Source organism: Caulobacter sp. GW822-FHT07D08 (genome assembly GCF_058798735.1).
Genome location: NZ_JBXAKU010000006.1, coordinates 87,512 through 106,537, shown reverse-complemented (window position 1 = coordinate 106,537; position 19,026 = coordinate 87,512). Strand labels below are relative to the sequence as shown.

Here is a 19,026-nt window from a genome sequence, read left to right as displayed (position 1 = left end):
CATCCACAAGGCGGTGCGCAGATAACTGATAGCTACTAGGCGGCGCGCATAATGAACTGGATGACTTTTGCTACCCAGGCGAAATGTTCAGGGTGGGCGACGATAAGAGCCCCAAGTGCTGAACCGCCGCTACCCACGAGGCCAATTTTGGCGACGCGCCGTAGCCAGTGGAATGCTTTGGCACCATCAATCTCCGCCTGCTTATCTATTTCACGTCGGAAACTTACGCTGGCGATCTTCAGGTAACCTATTGCGGCTTCAGCGATAGCCTTAATGATATTGCCAATGCTTTCGACGATGTCGCTCAAAACAAAACGAAGCGTGCGCCACGATACTGGAGTCGAGCCCTCGGAAGGCGGCAGGAATCCGACAGGAGCTTTTAACTGCTCTAGTTCGGCGAGAAGGTTTGGTGTCGCCAGCGGCGCCGTATCAGTTGACTCGACCTCCTGGAGGGCGGCTAGAAGCTCCTCAGCTGCTTGAGTTGCTTGAGGCAAATCTTCAACGGGCTCTCTCTCTTCGAGGGCGTTGGCTACAAAAGCCTTCCAAGCTGGGAATTGTTTCAGCACGCGTTGGTAGTGAAGCAGCGTCGCAGCGTAAGATGAATATGTACCGGTCGACCACTCGTCGCCGGCGATATCGGCCATTGTCGCCAATACGTCATGGCGATGCCCAAGGCGAAATACGTCTCCGGTATTCGGGAAGGCTTTAGGAATACTATCCGCTGTTTCCCTAACCACGGCGCATTCACGCACGCCAGCGTTCTCTTTCGATAGCTTGTGGTAAAGTTCGTCCAGTGCCTCGCGCAATACTTCTAGTGCAGCTAGGATGGAGGCCTGATCAGAGGCGCTGTCTGCAATTGGCGGAACATCTAGAACGCCGTGCCGCCAGACGGGGATGATTGCCGCCGGTCGTTGCGCGGGGATTGTTGGTGGCGCACCTCCGCGCTCATGGAGCGCAAGCAGCCTCGCAGCATCGACGCGTCGATTCACCCCAAGGCGTCGCGTAGCCCTCTCAATGTGATCGTTGACGGTAATGTCTGCGATGCCGAGCCTATCGCCGATCTCCCGGGTCGTAAGCCCTTTAGCCACGAGACGCAGGACCTCTTTAGACCGTTCCGTCAACCGCTCGTATTGGGGCTCCTCCCCTCCTTTTGCCTCTCCGTCGTCCATGTATCGGGCTATGCTCCGAAGTGCGTGGGAGAGGGTACAACCGTTCTGGGCGACAGCTAGCGAACGGATTTTCGAGAATCTAACTTGCTAGGCTTAGCTGGGCAAACTGGCTCCGCGCGGGAAGCTGGTGCGAGCGATTGTCGCATTGAATTACCCTTGCCTCTTCCGGTGATAGCCGGATGAGTACTTGTGGCGGATGGAAGCCTGGGCGAAGCGCGCGCAAGGCAGCGATCGTCACGGGCGCAACGCGCTGGGCGCTGCTCAGGATCAGACCAACAGCCTCGTTAGTTCCGCTGAAATATGCGTTGTAGTCGTCCCGATCTACGCCTGCTTGTGGTGCATACTCATCCCAAATCTCGCCTGGCGTGCCCCGCGCGACACTTTCTAGCGTGACCGCTCCGACTACGGCACCCACGGGCAAGGTAGAATAGATGAGCAGGCGGGTGCCCGGCGCCAGCGCTGGGATTCTCCTGCGCAACTCGACCGTCTTCCGGCCTGCCAAAATTGCTTCAGCGTACTTGGGTTTAATCGAAATTAGCGCGGCAGCCGCCTCACTAATCCGCCCAGCCCGCATCGAGGATTCTTGCAGCATTTACATCGCTAACTGGAGTTGCGGAGATGAGGTTGGCTTTTCCGATCGCGTCCATGGCCCTCAACACCTTCAGCGGAACCGGATCCCGGAAGGTTAGGAGGTTGTCGAATGTGGTTAACAAAACGTGCTCAGAGGATGAGATGCTCTGAAACTCGTCCACCACGAGCATGCGCTTCTCGCTGTCATCGATGGTCTCCTTTTCCACGATGACCGAGTCTACGATCCGCGCGACGGCAACGATTGCGCTGCGCCCCTGCGTTCGGCCTGACTCGTAGAAGAATATTGGACTCCCGGGCACCATCACCTTCGCAGTCCTAGGTGAATTCACATATCCGCGGCGGGTCAGAAGCGCTGCGCCCTTTTGCTCAACGAACGCCAGCTTCAGCTGGTTGTCGGTGCCGAGCAAATCGTCGGCGTACCGCTTGGCAATTGGCACGATGACTCCTGAACGCCCTGGCACGGCGACCGACGTCGGGCCTAGAAGTTCCTCCAGTTGGACCGAACTCGTTTGAAACTCGACACCGTTGGGGTCGGCAACGCGCATCGAGCCAGACGCCCCATCGCGAGTCACGGTCAGTCCCGTTTGGCGCCGCAGCTGATCAGTCATCCTTCGCCAGCGGGAGGGCGTGAGCGGGCGCCCAAGCGCTACCTTTGCCATCTCATGTGAGCCTGGGCGCTGCTGAAAACCTCGCGCCTGGGCCATCTGGTGAACCACGGATTGGCCCGGCAAAAGATCCAGAAGGATCGTTGCAGGCGCGGACAACTTCGTCGCGGCGTAGAGCAGTTTCGTGATTAGGTAATCGGCGAGAGCTTCTGGCTCAGCGTGCTCAGGATTGACGTAAATCGCCATATTCTGATGCTCTTGCCGAGCCTGTCGGCTAATGCAGCCAAACGCCACGACATGATTGCCGCTGGAAATCACGTAGCCGTGGGAGGAGGTTGTTGAATCTATTATATACTTCGCCGCGACGGTTTCGGGAAAGTGCCGTTCCCTTGCGGCCGCTTGAAAAAAGCCAGCGCCCATTGGCGCTATGTCATACAGGCCAAGCCTGGACGACTCCGCGCTGGCGGCCTCTTGGTCCAAGGGCAGAGTTTCCAGCAATTCATCAAGGCTGGCCACATCTAGGCCGAATTGCGATAGAAGTACGTCTTGAGAATTTAGTATTACGCCGTCGCTCGTAATAAATGCAGCCGCTCGCGTCAGTGCAGCGTGAGCAAGGTGTCTGCAGTCGCTGCGCGCCTGAACTCCTCCAGCTCCGCGAGCTTGGGGTGCTACGAAGACAGCCTCATGTATTTTATCGGCTAACGCCTTAACTTCATCATTTGCATGCTTAGGCAACTGAGGAAGTCGAAGGGCCATTTGCAAAATTGGATCGTTGGTCGACGAAGTTGATGTTCGACGTAGCTCCTCAATGAACTCCTTAGAAATCGCGAGCCGCAGCCGGTGATCTAAAGCTGCACCAAACAACTTCCCCGCAGCCTCATGTCGTGTACGGGTGCGGACTAGGTCAAATAATACGTTGAGATCAAAAGCGTATAGCGGAACCTCGACCTTACTTCGTATGTTTATAGCCATCGCAGGAGCGGATGGCGGCACACTAAAAAGGTTTGGTGTGTTCAGATGGCGAATATGTACGAGTATATCTCTATTTCTCGCAGCCCCGCCTCTTTTACGGGAGATCTCTTCAAAGCCATTCTTCTGATAAAATCGGATGGCAGTTGGCAGGTCGGATGCGATATTCGCCTTAATACTGAGATAGTTTTGCCTCTCTAGTTCGGAAGCTAAACTGGCCATCAGACGGCTTCCCACTCTCGCACGCCGAAAGTCCGGCAAAACACCGATCTGCGTCACACGCGCGTTCGGATAGACGCCGCCGAACAATATGAAGCCAGCTACGACAGGTCCGGACGGGCCGTCGTCGATCATCAGATAAATTTGACGTCGGGCCACGGCATCGCGGTACGCGCCTTCGGACAGGAAGCCGAGTGCCTCCCTCTCTCCATTTGCGATTGCGACCACTTGGGGCACTAGCGGCTCCATTGCTTCTGGCCGCTTTTCGATTCTCAACCGGTCGCCACTCAAAGCGCGCCTCCCCCTCGTCGGCGGTCAACATACAAGTCAGGGGAGAACTGTTAAGCTAAGTCTTCGCAGGAGTGGTGTTGGGTTGGCGGGGCGGCGAGTGGCGCCGGAAGCGGTCTCAGCTGTAGGGCTAGATAAAAGGACAGGGACCTGGCGGTCCCATGTCATTGATGGTGTTGGGCTTTTACAGGAACCTGCCTGAACCCCGAGGTTCCTCACCAACAGGCTTCGTCCATAATTTCAATGCCTTGACGGGGACCTTCGTCCTTTTTGGGCGTCTTCTCACTCGCCGGTTCCCGCCCTGGAGCGCTTGGCGGAGCAAGGGCCGGACGGGCTGATGAGCGTCAAGGGTGGCGCCTCCGGCGCCATCGCGGAGCGACGGCGAAGCCGCCCTTGACCCTCATCAGCCCGCCCGGCAAGAGGCTCTCCAAGCGCTCCAGGGCGAGCCCCGACCGTGTCCGGTCCTGGCTCCCGCCAGCCTCGGCTGGCCTCTACTTTCTGAGGCGTATACCTGGGCCTGCGGTGTCGTCGGCGTAGATGAAAATGATCCCGCTCTCCTCCAGCACCTTCTGAAGGCCGTCTAGCGTCCGGGTCTGCATTCCGCCTATGCCGGACTCAAAACGCTGTACCGTGGACGGTGAAATACCTGCCGCCGCCGCTAGTTCACGAACACCCAGACCGAGCGCCGTCCGAGCCAATCGGATCTGCATTGGCGTCAGCATTTGGGTCTCCGTAACAAGAATTTCATACGTGGTATTGACTTCGTGGAGTCTGTGTGCGAAGTATTGCGTACACTGTTCTCAAACTCCACCGATCTGCGTGCGGATCGGACCGAGCGCTCGCGCCGGGAGCCCCATCATGTCCGAAGACAAAGCCGATCCGACCGCCATTTCCCGCCGCACCCTGCTAGGCGCGACGTCAGCCGCTCCACTGGTCTGTACGGCGCTAGAGAGCGCGCCGCCGGCTAAGGACAGCCTGGTCGGCCGCTGCGCCCAATGGCTCGCCGCTGAGTTCGAGGCCGATGCGCTAGCGCGCCGCTGGGCCGCGTTGGAGATCGTGGCGGCCTCTGGCTACGACTATTTCCGCTTGAGCGATCACCAGCGCCGAGGCCTGCCCATGGGGCCGGAGATGGCCGCCATTGAGGTGCAGCTCAACGACCTCTGGAACGACCAGAAGGGTCACTTCAACGCCGTCGCGAAGATGGCGCCGAAGAACATCCATGAGGTCGCCAGCCTCTTGGTCGTCGCGGCCACGATCGATGCACGCGACACCGGCCCCACAGGCCCGCTCTTGCGCCGGGTCATGAAGTTCTTCGACAAGGCGATCTGCCCAGGTTGCGGAGCGCCCTACGTCCCGCTCAGCCTTCCCACGAGCTGAGGAAGTCACCCGGCCCTATGCGCTGGGCTCTTTCTGACTTCGCGACCTTCCGGGCTTCTTGCCGTGCGCGGATCGCATTGTCCGGCGGTGCGGTCCCCCTCGACGCTGACGAAATCGTCAGCTTACCGCAGACCCGCCGCCGACAGTCGCCGCCGAATATCAATGTCCCAATCGTCCTCAACGCGGCGCGCGGGCGAGGCGGGCGCCGGCGGGCGCGGACCTCCGCCGCCCTTTGGGCGACCGCCATAACCTTTGCCAACACGCGGATCAGGCGGGGTGGGGTCAAGGACGGGATCGCCAATCTTTCGGCTAGGGAGAAGCGGCCAGGCCCGCTCGGGCGGTAGCTCGCCCCGCCGACGCACTCGCCCCATGTCGATGATGAACCGTGAGAGGTTCTCCTGCGCGGTCAGCAGGTGGTCGCCCAGCAGCTTGGCGCGGGTGATGTAGCCGGCGTTCACGCCCGGGATCGAGTGGTTCATCATCAGGTGCATGTCGATCTCGGAGAGGCCGCAAGCCTGCCCGAGGGTCCGATAGCTCTGGCGCAGGTCGTTGCCCCACTTGAAGAGGGTCTCGCGCTTCTCGTCGTGCTCGACCAGGTGGCCCACACCGCTGTTGGCCGCGAAGATCCAGGTCCGGGCTTCCTTCGGGTGCATCAGCCGGCTGGCGCGCATGGCCCGCACCAGGCACCGCATCATCGGACGAGACAGCGGAATATCGAAGGCCCTCGACGGCCCACCCTTTGGGTTGGGAATCCGCAGCAGCCGCTTGCCGAAGTTCACGTGCTCGACCTTGGCTTCCAGCAGGGCGCCCGGCCGGCTCCCCGACAGCAACAGGAAGAGATGGAATTCCCGCCGGATTGGGTGACGCAGCCGGCCGGCTTCGATGAACCAGCGCGGCAGATCGCTGGCGCCCATGGCGGTGTCGCGACGCCGCTCGACGTTCCAGTCCACGCCGAAGGTCGGGTTGTCGGCGGGCAGGGCGCGGCAGGTCTTGCGGGCGTGGTTATAAACCGCGCGCAAGGTGCGCATCGCGCCGTTGGCGGCATAGGGGCCGTGCGCCTGGCTCATCTTGTCGTGACGGTCGGCGACCATCCTGGGGTTCTCGCCCAGGGTCATCAACGGCAGGTCCAGCCAGTCGCGGAGCATCCGCTCCACGTGGTCCTTGTAGCTGGCGATAGTGGCCGCGCTCCGGCCGCGCCGTTCCATATGGACATCCCGATAGCGCGCCCAGGCTTCCCGGAGCGTTGGGCCGGTGTCGGGTTTGGGCGCGGCGACGGAGCCTTCAGGCGGCTTGCCCTTGGCGATGGCGGCCAGCTGGGCCTTGGCCTCGGCGCGGGCTTCGCGCGCGCTGATGTCCTCGACGCCGCCGATGCGGACCTTGACGCTCCGGCGCTGGGAGCCCTGCCAGAGGTCGCCCTGGGCGTAGTAGGTCTTGCTCCGCGCGCCCACCATGACGAAGAAGCCGGGAAGACTCTCGTCGCGGGCGATGTATTGGCCGCCGCCCGAGAAGGGCAGGGCGGCGACGGAGCGATCCGTCAAAGCCAGGCGAAGAGGATCGGAACGGGAACGGCCCATGGAACGCATCCGGAACGCTAGGACGGTGGTTAGGACGGTGGTTGCACACGCGGCCAAAACCATCCGGGATGTTTCCAGAGTGGCCTTCAGTTTGATTTTATCAAGCTACAGCAATGGGTTACGGAATCCGCGAGAAAGAAAAGCTATCAGCGGGAAACTGGCGGCATGTCCGACCCCGCCGGCTACGAATCTGAGGGTCGGACGTTCGAATCGTTCCGGGCGCGCCATTTTCTCCTGAAAAATCAGTGATTTAGCTTTTTGCGATGGGCCGGGCCCGGAGCAAAAATTTCTTTGCACTGGGTTTTGCACTGGGGATTTTCTGACTCCAAGGATCGACGGCGCGCCAGAGGCCGCTGTGTTTCGCCATGACTCGCCGGGATTCGCTTTTGGCGGGTCGGTTTCGCGGGGCGATTCTCAGGGTCGCAGCCGTCTTGCTTCCTTCGCTTTCAGCAGGGCTGCGATCTGTTCTGGCGTCCAGAAGATGGAGTCCAGCGCGGTTGCGACCGTGGCTACGCGAAGCCGGGCATGCCGGATGGGTCGCGTCGACTTTTGCGCAGTACGCAAAGAAGAACGGCGAATGGGTTCAATTATCTTCTTCCGGATCGGCGCTAGATAGTTCCGCAGGCCTCATGCTGGAGATCTTTGCCGTGCCTAACCTCCTCGACGCACCGGCCCGAAAAGGCCTGTCATCCTTGATGACCTTCGCGATGTCCGCCGCCGCCGGCGTCGCCGTCGCCAACATCTATTACAACCAGCCCATGCTGGGGCTGATCGAGCAGGATCTTCCCGGCCCTCTGACCGGCCTGATCCCGACCGCCACCCAGCTGGGCTACGCCGCCGGACTTTTCCTGCTGGTCCCGCTGGGCGACATCATCGACCGGCGCAAGCAGATCGGCGTCCAGTTCGTCGTCCTGGCCCTGGCCCTGGTGCTAGCGGCCCTAGCCCCCAGCGCGGCCCTGGTCGTGCTCGCGTCCCTGGCGGTGGGCCTGGCCTCGACGGTCGCCCAGCAGATCGTGCCCTTCGCCGCGCATCTGTCCTCGCCCGAAAAGCGCGGGGCGACGGTGGGAACGGTGCTCTCGGGCATCCTCACCGGCATCCTGCTCAGCCGCACGCTCGCCGGCTTCGTGGCCACGCACTTTGGCTGGCGCGAGATGTTCTGGCTCGGCGCGCCGATGGCCCTGATCGCCGGAGCGGTCATGTTCATGACGCTGCCTCGCGTGGCGCCCGACTCCAAGCTCGGCTACGGCAAGCTCCTGGCCTCGATCGGCGACCTCTGGAAAGAGTTTCCCGCCCTGCGGCTGGCCGCCTTCACCCAGGCCCTGATCTTCGCGGCGTTCACGGTGTTCTGGACGGTTCTGGCCTTCCGGCTGCAGTCGCCCGCCTACCATCTGGGCGCGGATGTGGCCGGCCTTTTCGGCGTCGTCGGGGCGGTGGGCATCTTCGCCGCGCCCCTGGCCGGCCGGTTCGCCGACAGGCGCGGCCCCAGGCCCGTGGTGGCGCTCGCCTCGATCCTGATCCTGGTCTCCTGGGTGCTGTTTGGCGTCTGGACCTCGGTGGCGGGCCTGATCGTCGGCGTCATCGTGCTCGACTTCGCCATGCAGTCGGCCCTGGTCTCCAATCAGCACATCGCCTTCGCGCTGCGTCCCGAGGCGCGGGCGCGTCTCAACACCGTGCTGATGGGCTCGATGTTCCTGGGCGGCGCCTTCGGCTCCGCGGCCGGTTCCGCGGCCTGGCAAGTCGGCGGCTGGACCGCCGTGACGGCGCTGGGCGTGGCTCTGGGCGTCCTCAGCACCGCCCTGCAGGCGCTCGGCTTCAGCCGTCGCGTCCGCGCGGCGCGCTCCTAGCCGGAGAGGGCGTCTTCGGCGCTGGACGCCGGAACGCCCCGATCCCAATAGGCCGGCGCGCCGATGTGGCGCGCCAGGGCGTCCAGGAAGCCGGCGATCTTCCTGACGCCGCGACGGTTCGGCGGATAGGCGGCCCAGATCGCGCCTTCCTCGGCGCCCGGGCTGGCGGTCCATCCGTCCAGGACCGGAACCAGAGCCCCCGTGGCGATATCGCCGCCGATCAGCCAGGTCGGGAGGAGGGCCAGGCCGACGCCGCCGAGCGCGGCTTCCCGCAGGACCTCCGAGCCGCTGGAGCGCAGCGGCCCCCTGACCGCCACCTTCTCACGCCTGCCGCCCCGCGCCAGGGTCCAGGTGCTGTCGCCGTTGAAGTACTCGTAGATCAGGCAGCTGTGACTCATCAGGTCGGCTGGCGTGCGCGGCGCTTCATGTTCGGCGAGATAGGCGGGGCTGGCGCAGACCGCCCGCCGATGCGGCGCGAGCTTGCGGGCGATCAGACTGGAGGTGCTCATCGCACCGAGCCGCACGGCCACGTCAATGCGATCCTCGACGAGATTGCTGACGGCGTCGGTGGCCAGCACCTCCAGGCGTAGCTCGGGATATCGCCGCAGGAAGGCCGGCAGCATCGGGGCGACGTGGAGCCGCCCGAACGCGACGGGCAGTGTCAGTCGCAGAAGCCCGCTCGGCGGCCCGCCGCGCTCGCTCACCGTCCGGTCGGCGTTGTCGAGTTCATCAAGGATCCGGCGGGCCTCGTTGAGATAGAGGGCGCCGGCGTCGGTCAGGGTGACGTTGCGGGTCGACCGGTTGAGAAGAAGCGTCCCCAGGTGCGCCTCAAGCGCGTTGACCTGCCGTGTCAGGGACGAGGGCGCAACGCCCAATCGTCGGGCGGCCGGCGCGAAGCCGCCATGTTCGACGACCGTGACGAAGGCGCTGAGGGTCGCGAACCTGTCCATGTCTCACCTTTGCGTCAGTCGCAAGCAAGGTCCCGATATTGACCGGATCGCGCGGGAATCTGTCTATAGTGATCGGGGTCCGTTCGGGAAGGCGCTGGCCTCTCGGTCGGAAGAGGGTTTCAGGCGCTCATGGCTTCGTTGGCGCTGCGACACGCGCGAACTGCGGCGGCTCTCGCGCGAAGACGTCGGTCGTCCTTCCGGCAAAGCTCCGAACGGGTGTCCCCCCGATGACCCTTTCGATATCGCCAAGGCCCGGGACCCGGCTAAATGGATGCGGGCGTTTTCGGCGAAAGGCGGGGTGATGGCGGTCGGCGAGAAGATCTCGGTCCTCATCGTGGATGATCACCCCATGCTGCGCGAAGGCGTCGCCGCCGTGCTTGGCGGTGAAGAGGACATGGCCGTCGCCGGGGAGGCCACGAACGGGGTCGAAGCCGTGGCGCGGTTTGCTGAACTGCGACCCGACATCGTGCTGATGGACCTGCAGATGTCCGGCCTCGACGGGGTGGCCGCGATCAAGGCGATCCGCGCGGAGGCGTCCGACGCCAGGATCATCGTGTTGACGACCTATTCAGGCGACGCTCAGGCGCTCCGGGCGCTGAAGGCTGGCGCGAGCGGCTACCTCCTCAAGAGCAGCCTGCGCCGCGAGCTGATCGACACCATCCGCACCGTTCACGCCGGTCGCCGCCACATCCAGCCCGAAGTGGCGCAGGAGATCGCCGTTAACGCGGCGGGCGATGCGCTGAGCGAACGCGAGATCGACGTTCTGCAGTGCGTGGCGGCGGGACAGGCCAACAAGGAGATCGCCCGCGCGCTCTCGCTCTCCGAGGATACCGTCAAGGGGCATCTGCGCAGCATCTTCAACAAGCTCGACGTCGATGACCGCACCCAGGCCGTCACGGTCGGACATCGCCGCGGGATCATCCAGATCTGAGCCGGCGGCCCGTCATTTCGGCGGGCGAATGACCCGAAGCCCGCCAGGACGCCGTCGATCGAACAGGCGTCGTCACCGATGAGGCAAAGCGCCAGGATGCGCTTGCGGAACGAGCAATGGCCAGGCGCCTGCGGCGTCCACGGCGCGATCAAGGGCGCCACGGACGCGAACCTCGTCTATTTGTCGTCCGGCGAGCGTCGATTCACAAGGTCGTCGCGGGAGCTAGGATTGCATCGCGCCTGGGGACGTTCGACGTGGGGCTGGGTTCAAAACGCATCGGACTGATCGCCGCCACGGCGTTGATCGCCCACGCCGCGAGCCCGGCTCGCGCGCTCGATCCCGCGCGCGGCCTGGGCCAATACACCCATACGCGATGGACCTCGGACAACGGCGCGCCCACCGAGGTGCGCGTCGTCACCCAGACGCCCGACGGCTTTCTCTGGATGGGCGCCGACGACGGCCTCTATCGCTACGACGGCGTCGCCTTCGAACGCGTCGTCCTCCCCAATCCCAAGCATGGGCACGGGTCGGGCGTGAACGCCTTGCTGGTGACCAGGGCGGGGGCGCTGGTCGTGGGTTTCGACCTTGGAGGTGTCGGACTCTACGACAAGGGACGGTTTTCCTATCTTGAGCATCGTCGCGTCCGCGCGACCGTCCGTGCGCTGGCCGAGGACCGTCAGGGCGGGATCTGGGTGGCGACGGGAAGCTCCGGGAGCCCGCTGGCGCGCTACCGGAACGGGGCTTGGCGGTTCGTTGGTCGCGACGAGGGCCTACCCTCGGGAATCGTCACCGGTCTCCATGTCGATCGCGCCGGCGTGCTTTGGCTCAGCATGGACCATTGGCTGGGCTATCTGCCGCCGGCCGAACGCGGAATTCGCACCGTCGCCACCCAGGTCGGGCTTGGGCCGGGCCTGGCCGAGGACGGGGACGGCAAGCTCTGGATTTCCGACTCCTTCGGCGTGCGCCGCTTTTCCGATCCGCGCGCCGGCCGTATCGCGTCCGGCGCGCGCTTCGCGATCGGCACGGCCTCGCGCTGGAACCATGTCATCTTCGACAGAGACCAGAACCTTTGGGGCGGCGGGTTCGGCGCCGGGCTCTTTCGTGTCCGCGCCTTGGCGGCCGGCAAGGACGTCGAGGCCGATTCGAAGCCGACCGAAGCCTTTCCGGCCAAGGCGGGCCTCACGGGCGATGTGGCCTGGTCGGTCTTCGAAGACCGGGAAGGCAATATCTGGGTCGGCACCAACGGCGGACTCGATCGCTTTCGCCACGCCAATGTCATCCGCCAGCCGCGCGTCGGCGCCGACTCGCCCGACGGCTACAACGTGGCGGCGACGCGCGGCGGCGCGGTCCTGGTCAGCGATCGCGGCGTCCTTCTGAAGGCCGAGCCGGGTCAAAGCCTCAAGCCCTGGCTGGAAGACATCGACCCTGGGGCCGTTTGCGAGTCGCCGGACGGGACGCTGTGGGTCATCGGCGCGCGAGGGGAGGGACGGTCCGGACAGATCTATCGCGTCAAGGACGGGCGACGCTCCGAGCTCAGGCCGCCCTCGCCGGTGTCCAGGTCATCGACCTGTTCGGTGGACGACAGCGGCGACTTTTGGGTCACGGCCTACGACCAGCCCGCCCAGCGTTTCGATGGGCGTGGCTGGCGCGCCTACGCGACCGAAGAAGCGCCGGGCTTCAGTTCGGTGGTCGCGACCGGGGCGGGTCGGGTGGTGCTCGTGCGGGGGCGACGGCTCTTCGAAGCGGACGCCTCGGGTCTCAAGCCCCTGGACTACGGCGCCGATCGGTTCTTCCCGGGCAACATGGTCCAGGTCTGGCGGGATCGCGCGTCCACCGTCGTCGTTTCCAGCAACGGCCTCACCCGACGGGACGCGGGCAGGCTCCGGTTCCTCAGTGACGATCGCTTCCCGTGGCTGGAAGACGTCAACGGTCTGGCGCGCCAGACGGCTGGCTCGACCTGGATCATGGCCAAGGGCGGTGTGACGCGCGTGGGGTCCCTGGACCTGGATCGCGCCTTCACTGATCCTGGATTCACGCCCGCGACCCGAACCTTCACGCGCCTGGACGGCCTGGTCGGCTCTGGAACGGGAGCGCTGGACCGGGCGGTCGCGGTCGGCGGGGACGGTCGTGTCTGGCTGGCGACGACCTCGGGCGTCTTCGCCATCGACGCCAACCATCTCTATCGAAACCTTCTCCCGCCGCCGGTCAGCATCACCGCCCTGACGGTGGACGGCAAGACGATCAAGGATCCCAGGGACGTCGTGCTGGCGAAGGGCGCGCGGTCCCTCCAGATCGACTACGCCGCCTTGAGTTTGACCATGCCCGAACGGGTGAGATTCAAATACAGGCTGGAGGGCGTCGACCGTGGCTGGATCGACCCCGGCGCGCGCCGGCAAGCCTTCTACACGAACCTGAAGCCAGGCCGATACCGCTTCCTGGTCAAGGCGGCCAACAACGACGGGGTCTGGAACGAGGACGGCGCGATGCTCAAAGTCGAGCTTCCGCCGACCTTCCTGCAGAGCAAGCTCTTCCTGGCGCTCTCGGCGCTCTTGCTCCTGAGCCTCGCCTGGCTCGGCTACAGGCTGCGCCTGCGCCAGGTGTCCGAGCGCATCCGGTTGCGCCTGCAGGACCGTTTGGCCGAGCGCGAGCGCATCGCCCGCGAACTCCACGACACCCTGTTGCAGGGCGTTCAGGGCCTGATGCTGAAATTCCAGGCCGCCAGTCGGCAAGTGCCCATGGATCTGCCGGCGCGCGGACAGCTCGAGGCGGCGCTGGACCGGGCCGAGGACATCATGGTCGAGGCCCGCGAGCGTGTAAGAAGTCTGCGTTCCGCGTCGGGCGACAACCTGGCCATGACCCTGGCCGCGGTCGCCGAGCGCACCGATCCCGATCGCTCGGTGGAGACCACCGTCATCACCGCGGGCGCCGAGCGAGCTCTGCATCCGGTGGTCGCCGACGAGATCGAGAAGATCGTCGGCGAAGCCCTGTTCAACGCCTATCGCCACGCCGACGCCAGGACGGTGGTTGTGGAGATCGCCTACGGCGCGCGCGAACTCGGCGTGCGCGTCCGTGACGACGGCGTGGGGATCGACCAGGCCGTGCTCGACGCGGGCGGTCGCGATGGCCACTACGGCCTGACCGGCATGCAGGAGCGGGCCGCGAAGATCCAGGGAATCCTGGCGGTCCGCGGCCGCGCCGGCGTGGGCGCGATGGTGGAGCTGGCCGTCCCAAGCTCGGTCGCCTATGCGGCCGGGCGGCGCGCCTGGAGAGATTTCTGGAGGCCCGGCCGGTCCGACCGCGTCGAGCTTTGAGAGTCGGCGACCCCAAGCCCGGCGCCCGGGTCGACCAGCGCCGTGGCGTCTCCAAAGACGAGGCCCGGATCGTCCAATGGAAGTGGATCGTGAGGCGTCGTTCGCCCCGCATCGGGCCGACGGGCGCGGCTGGCGCGGTCGGCGCGCGATTCCAGCCCCTTCGACATCCCGCCGAGGGCCGTAAGCGATCCATACGACATCCGGCCGATTGGACGCCCCTTGGCATGGGCGGCCCGTAAAACGGCCCGCTATCTTTATGCGGCCCTTATGCCGAGCCTCTCAGTCCCGAATGGAGCCTTTACGGCGCCTCGTGGTCTGTTCCGCGCAACTTAGTAGGAGGCTGTCCATGGCCGATCTTATTTTCCTGGTGCTGGCGACGGGGCTGTTCGTGGCCTTCGCCGCCTTCGCCACCGCATTGAGGCGCCTGTGACCATGCTGGTGAGCGCGCTTTGGGGAGCCGGGGCGATCGTCGTCGCGGTCTACATGGTCGTGGCGATGCTGCGACCGGACAAGTTCTGACGGATCACATCCCATGAATTGGCAAGGTTGGGCGGAAATCGCCCTGACGCTGGGCCTGGCGGTCGCCATCGGCTGGCCGCTGGGCTCGTACATGTCTCGCGTCTGGAACGGCGAGCGCACCTGGCTTGACCCGGTGCTCAGGCCATTCGAGGCGTTCTTCTATACCGCCTGCGGCGTGGACTCCAAGAAGAGCCAGAGCTGGTGGAGCTACGCCGGCGCGCTGCTGGCGTTCAATTTCACCGGCTTTCTGTTCGTCTACGCGGTGCTGCGCCTGCAGGGCGTGCTGCCGATGAATCCGCAAGGTTTCGCCGGACTTTCCGAGCATCTGTCGTTCAACACGGCGATCAGCTTCGTCACCAACACCAACTGGCAGAGCTATGGGGGCGAGACGACGATGTCGACGCTCAGCCAGATGCTGGTGCTGACCACCCAGAACTTCGTCTCGGCCGCGACCGGCGCGACGGTGGCCGCCGCGCTTGCTCGCGCCTTCACGGCCAACCGCGGCGAGGGCGTCGGCAATTTCTGGGCCGACCTGGTCCGCACCACGCTCTATGTGCTGCTGCCGATCTCGTTCGTCGTGGCCGTGCTGCTGGTCGCCCTGGGTCTGCCCCAGACCCTGTCGGCGGGCGTGACCGCCCACACGATGGAAGGCGCCGAGCAGAAGATCTCGCTCTACGCCGTGGCTTCGCAGGAAGCCATCAAGATGCTGGGCATCAACGGCGGCGGCGTCTTCAACGTCAACTCGGCGCATCCATTCGAGAACCCGACGCCGCTGACCAACCTGATCATGGCGATCTCCATCAACGTGCTGGGCTGGGCGGCCTTCTTCGCCTTCGGCCGCTCGGTCCTGGCCAAGAAGGACGTCCGCGCCCTGGTCCTGGCGGCCGCCGTGCTGCTGTTCGCCGGCGCGGCGACGATCTACGCCACCGAGACCATGACTCCGCCGGCTCAGCAGGCCGCCGGCGTCGAGACGGCCGTCAACATGGAAGGCAAGGAAGTGCGCTTCGGCGCGCCGGCCACGGCCGCCTGGGCCGCCGCCACGACCGGCGCCTCGAACGGCTCGGTCAACGGCATGCACTCCAGCCTGATGCCGCTGGGCGGCGGCATGGCGATGTTCCTGATGCACCTGGGCGAGATCCTGCCCGGCGGCATCGGCTCGGGCATCGCGGTCATGGTGGTCATGGCCATCCTGTCGGTCTTCGTCGCCGGTCTGATGGTTGGTCGCACGCCGGAATACCTGGGCAAGAAGATCGAAGCCCGCGAAGTGCAGTTGTCGATCCTGGCCGTCCTGGCCATCCCGGTCGCCACCTTGGGCTTCTCAGCCATCGCCGCGGTGCTGCCCGAGGCGCTGAAGGGCCTGATGCACTCTGGCCCGCACGGGATGTCGGAGATCCTCTACGCCTACACCTCGGCCACGGCCAACAACGGCTCGGCCTTCGCCGGTCTGACCGCCAACGCGCCCTGGTGGGACGCCACCCTCGGCGTGGCCATGGCTCTGGGCCGCTTCCTGCCGATCGTGGCCATCCTGGCCATGGCGGGCTCGCTGGTCGCCAAGCCCAAGCTGGCGCCGTCGGCCGGGACCCTGCCGACGCACGGCGGCCTGTTCGTCGGCCTGCTGGTCGGGGTGATCCTGATCCTGGGCGGCCTGCAATTCTTCCCTGCTTTGGCCCTCGGTCCGATCGTCGAGCACTTCCAAGTGCTCGCCGTGACCGCCGGCCACTAATCGCAAAGGCGATTACATCATGACCACCATCGAATCCCCCATGGGGAACGGCGCCGGGGAGGGCCGGCGCAAGGCCGGCGCCCTGGCGGGCGGGCTCTCTCCGGCCATCATGACCCGGGCGGCCAAGGACGCCTTCGTCAAGCTGGACCCGCGCAAGCTTACCGGCAATCCGGTGATCTTCGCCACCTGGATCGTGGCTCTGCTGTCGACGGTCTCGGCCGTCGCGGCGATCGCCAGCCAGCAACCGGCCGGCTTCGCCATGCAGATCGCCGGCTGGCTGTGGGCCACCGTGCTGTTCGCCAACCTGGCCGAAAGCGTCGCCGAAGGGCGGGGCAAGGCCGCGGCCGACAGCCTGCGCGCCACCCGGGTCACCACCAACGCCAAGCTGATCACCGACGAAGCCACCGGCGCCGTCACCCCGACCCCGGCCCACAAGCTGGTGCCCGGTTCGCTGATCCTGATCGAGGCCGGCGACGTCGTCCCGACCGATGGCGAGATCATCGAAGGCATGGCCAGCGTCAACGAGGCGGCCATCACCGGCGAGAGCGCGCCGGTCATCCGCGAAAGCGGCGGCGACCGCTCGGCCGTCACCGGCGGCACCACGGTGGTCTCGGACTGGATCAAGGTCCGTGTCACCGCCCAGCCGGGCTCGACGTTCCTGGACCGCATGATCGCCATGGTCGAGGGCGCGGACCGTCGCAAGACGCCGAACGAGATCGCCCTGGCCGTGCTGCTGGCGGGCCTGACCCTGATCTTCCTGATCGCGGTGGTCACCCTGCTGGGCCTGGGCAAGTTCTCGGGCGTCAATCTGGACCCCATCGTGCTGGGCGCGCTGTTCATCACGCTGATCCCGACCACGATCGGCGGTCTGCTGTCCGCCGTCGGCATCGCCGGCATGGACCGGCTGATGAAGCACAACGTGCTGGCCACCTCGGGCCGCGCCGTGGAAGCCGCCGGCGACGTCGACACCCTGCTGCTGGACAAGACCGGCACCATCACCTTCGGCAACCGCATGGCCACCGAAGTGATCGCCGCCCCCGGCGTGCGTCCCGAAGCAGCGCTGCGCGCCGCCATCAGCGCCTCGTTGGCCGACGAAACCCCGGAAGGCCGCTCGATCGTCGAACTGGGCCGCAACCAGGGGATCGTCATCGAGGCGCCGCGGAACGCCACGTCGATCGCCTTCAGCGCCACCACCCGCCAGTCGGGCCTGGACGCCAATGGCATGTCCTGGCGCAAGGGCGCTGTCGACGCGGTCTATCGCACCCTGGCCCTGGATCCGAAGATGGTTCCGGCGGAGGTCACCGCCGCCGTCGATCGCATCGCCCGCTCGGGCGGCACGCCGCTGGCCGTCAGCGAGAACGGCGTCCTGGTCGGGGTCATCCACCTGAAGGACGTGGTCAAGCCGAACGTCAAGGAACGCTTCGCCGACCTGCGCCGCATGGGCCTGCGCACCGTGATGATCACCGGCGACAACCCGGTGACCGCCGCGGCCATCGCCTCCGAGGCCGGCGTCGACGATTTCCTCGCCGAAGCCACGCCGGAGGACAAGCTGCGGCTGATCCGGGAAGAGCAGGGCAAGGGACGACTGGTGGCCATGTGCGGCGACGGCGCCAACGACGCGCCCGCCCTGGCCCAGGCCGATGTCGGCGTGGCCATGCAGACCGGCGCCCAGGCCGCTCGCGAGGCCGGCAACATGGTCGATCTCGACAGCGACCCGACCAAGGTCATCGAGATCGTCGAGGTCGGCAAGCAGATGCTGATCACCCGGGGCGCGCTGACGACCTTCTCGATCGCCAACGACGTGGCCAAGTACTTCGCCATCATCCCGGCGATGTTCGTGGTGGCTCTTCCGGCCCTGGGCGCGCTGAACGTCATGCATCTGCACAGCCCGCAGAGCGCGATCCTGTCGGCGGTGATCTTCAACGCCCTGGTGATCGTGGCCCTGATCCCGCTGGCCCTGAAGGGCGTCAAGTATCGCGCCATCGGCGCCGGCAAGCTCCTGTCGCGCAACCTGATGGTCTACGGCCTGGGCGGCCTGGTCGCCCCGTTCGCCGGCATCAAGCTGATCGACCTGATCGTCTCGAGCCTGGGATGGGCCTGATGCGCGGCCCGATCGTCCCAAATCCGATGGTCAGGGATCTGATCTTCGGGGTCGTGGCGATCGGGCTGGTCTTCCTGGTGGCCTTCACCGCCGCCTGATCCGCCAAAACACCCTCTATTCTGTTCTGAAAGAACGACCGCCATGACTAAGCTTGCTCTCCCCGTCCTGATCGCCGCCGCCGGCGTCCTGGCCCTCTCGGCCGGAGCCGCCTCCGCCCAAGACGCGGCTCAGAAGCCCTTCACGCTCAGCTACAATGTCGGCGTCGCCTCTGATTACGTCTTCCGCGGCGTCTCGCAGACCCAGGAAGACCCGCAGGTGTTCGGCGGCGTCGATCTGGCCGCCGGCAAATTCTACGCCGGGACCTGGGCGTCCAATGTCGATTTCGGCGACAAGACCGACGCCGAGATCGACCTCTACGCCGGCTACAAGCCGACCCTGGGCGCGGCCTCTCTGGACTTCGGCGTGATCTACTACGGCTACGCCGGCGCGCCGAAGGGCGCTGACTACGGCAATGTCGAGTTCAAGGCCGCCGGCTCGATCCCGGCCGGCAAGGGCGCCCTGGGCGCGGCCGTGTTCTACAGCCCCGACAGCTTCGGCGCCGCCGACGAGGCCGTCTATTACGAGCTCAACGGCAGCTATCCGGTCATCGATAAGCTGTCGGTCTCGGTCGCCGTCGGCCGCCAGACCTACAAGGGTTCGGGCGACTACACGACCTGGAACGTCGGCGCGGCCTACGCCCTGAACAGCACGCTGACGCTCGACCTGCGCTACCACGACACCGACGAACACAGCTTCGGCAAGATCTACGGCAGCCGCGCCGTGATCTCGCTGAAGGCCGCCTTCTAAGGAGACGCC

Annotated in this window: 14 protein-coding genes; 8 read left to right on the top strand and 6 right to left on the bottom strand. The window is 65.4% G+C overall.

The features are described 5' to 3' along the window. Positions 1-35 precede the first annotated feature (35 nt). From AC1RJ9_RS13060 to AC1RJ9_RS13045, 4 genes are all read right to left on the bottom strand, one after another. Complete coding sequence (locus tag AC1RJ9_RS13060; RefSeq protein WP_492837320.1) at positions 36-1,169, bottom strand: LuxR C-terminal-related transcriptional regulator; 1,134 nt, start codon at positions 1,167-1,169, stop codon at positions 36-38. Positions 1,170-1,248: 79 nt separating this feature from the next. Further along, on the bottom strand, positions 1,249-1,761 hold the full coding sequence (locus tag AC1RJ9_RS13055; protein WP_492837319.1) for an ASCH domain-containing protein: 513 nt from the start codon (positions 1,759-1,761) through the stop codon (positions 1,249-1,251). Further along, complete coding sequence (locus AC1RJ9_RS13050; protein WP_492837318.1) at positions 1,724-3,790, bottom strand: GNAT family N-acetyltransferase; 2,067 nt, start codon at positions 3,788-3,790, stop codon at positions 1,724-1,726. Before AC1RJ9_RS13050 ends, AC1RJ9_RS13055 begins: the two co-directional genes overlap by 38 nt. A gap of 542 nt (positions 3,791-4,332) precedes the next feature. Next, positions 4,333-4,563 carry a helix-turn-helix domain-containing protein gene (locus tag AC1RJ9_RS13045; protein WP_395444910.1) on the bottom strand — a complete coding sequence of 77 codons (231 nt, stop codon included), beginning with the start codon at positions 4,561-4,563 and terminating at the stop codon, positions 4,333-4,335. 136 nt (positions 4,564-4,699) lie between these two features. Between AC1RJ9_RS13045 and AC1RJ9_RS13040 the strand changes: the two genes are divergently transcribed. After that, positions 4,700-5,218 carry a hypothetical protein gene (locus tag AC1RJ9_RS13040; protein ID WP_492837317.1) on the top strand — a complete coding sequence of 173 codons (519 nt, stop codon included), beginning with the start codon at positions 4,700-4,702 and terminating at the stop codon, positions 5,216-5,218. Positions 5,219-5,340: 122 nt separating this feature from the next. Here the strand turns inward: AC1RJ9_RS13040 and AC1RJ9_RS13035 are convergent, their stop codons facing one another. Next, complete coding sequence (locus AC1RJ9_RS13035; protein WP_492837316.1) at positions 5,341-6,792, bottom strand: site-specific integrase; 1,452 nt, start codon at positions 6,790-6,792, stop codon at positions 5,341-5,343. 647 nt (positions 6,793-7,439) lie between these two features. On the opposite strand from AC1RJ9_RS13035, the gene AC1RJ9_RS13030 reads away from it, so the two are divergent. Continuing rightward, on the top strand, positions 7,440-8,636 hold the full coding sequence (locus tag AC1RJ9_RS13030; protein ID WP_492837315.1) for an MFS transporter: 1,197 nt from the start codon (positions 7,440-7,442) through the stop codon (positions 8,634-8,636). Here AC1RJ9_RS13030 and AC1RJ9_RS13025 read toward each other — a convergent pair. Then, positions 8,633-9,586 (bottom strand): LysR family transcriptional regulator, encoded by a 954-nt coding sequence (locus AC1RJ9_RS13025; RefSeq protein ID WP_492837314.1) that lies wholly within the window; start codon positions 9,584-9,586, stop codon positions 8,633-8,635. The genes AC1RJ9_RS13030 and AC1RJ9_RS13025 overlap by 4 nt on opposite strands. A 271-nt stretch (positions 9,587-9,857) precedes the next feature. On the opposite strand from AC1RJ9_RS13025, the gene AC1RJ9_RS13020 reads away from it, so the two are divergent. The 6 genes from AC1RJ9_RS13020 to AC1RJ9_RS12995 all read left to right on the top strand — a co-directional run bounded on the left by AC1RJ9_RS13020 (position 9,858) and on the right by AC1RJ9_RS12995 (position 19,017). Then, positions 9,858-10,517 carry a response regulator gene (locus AC1RJ9_RS13020; protein ID WP_492837313.1) on the top strand — a complete coding sequence of 220 codons (660 nt, stop codon included), beginning with the start codon at positions 9,858-9,860 and terminating at the stop codon, positions 10,515-10,517. A 254-nt stretch (positions 10,518-10,771) separates the two neighbouring features. After that, on the top strand, positions 10,772-13,828 hold the full coding sequence (locus AC1RJ9_RS13015; RefSeq protein WP_492837312.1) for a sensor histidine kinase: 3,057 nt from the start codon (positions 10,772-10,774) through the stop codon (positions 13,826-13,828). Between the two features lie 432 nt (positions 13,829-14,260). Further along, positions 14,261-14,347 (top strand): potassium-transporting ATPase subunit F, encoded by an 87-nt coding sequence (locus tag AC1RJ9_RS13010; RefSeq protein ID WP_492837570.1) that lies wholly within the window; start codon positions 14,261-14,263, stop codon positions 14,345-14,347. A gap of 13 nt (positions 14,348-14,360) precedes the next feature. Beyond that, positions 14,361-16,070, top strand: a complete 1,710-nt coding sequence (kdpA, locus tag AC1RJ9_RS13005; RefSeq protein WP_492837311.1) for a potassium-transporting ATPase subunit KdpA — start codon at positions 14,361-14,363, stop codon at positions 16,068-16,070. 40 nt (positions 16,071-16,110) lie between these two features. Beyond that, positions 16,111-18,171, top strand: a complete 2,061-nt coding sequence (kdpB, locus tag AC1RJ9_RS13000) for a potassium-transporting ATPase subunit KdpB (RefSeq protein WP_492837569.1) — start codon at positions 16,111-16,113, stop codon at positions 18,169-18,171. A 141-nt stretch (positions 18,172-18,312) separates the two neighbouring features. Further along, positions 18,313-19,017, top strand: coding sequence for a TorF family putative porin (locus AC1RJ9_RS12995; RefSeq protein WP_492837309.1), 705 nt, complete (start codon positions 18,313-18,315; stop codon positions 19,015-19,017). The last annotated feature ends 9 nt before the right edge of the window (positions 19,018-19,026 follow it).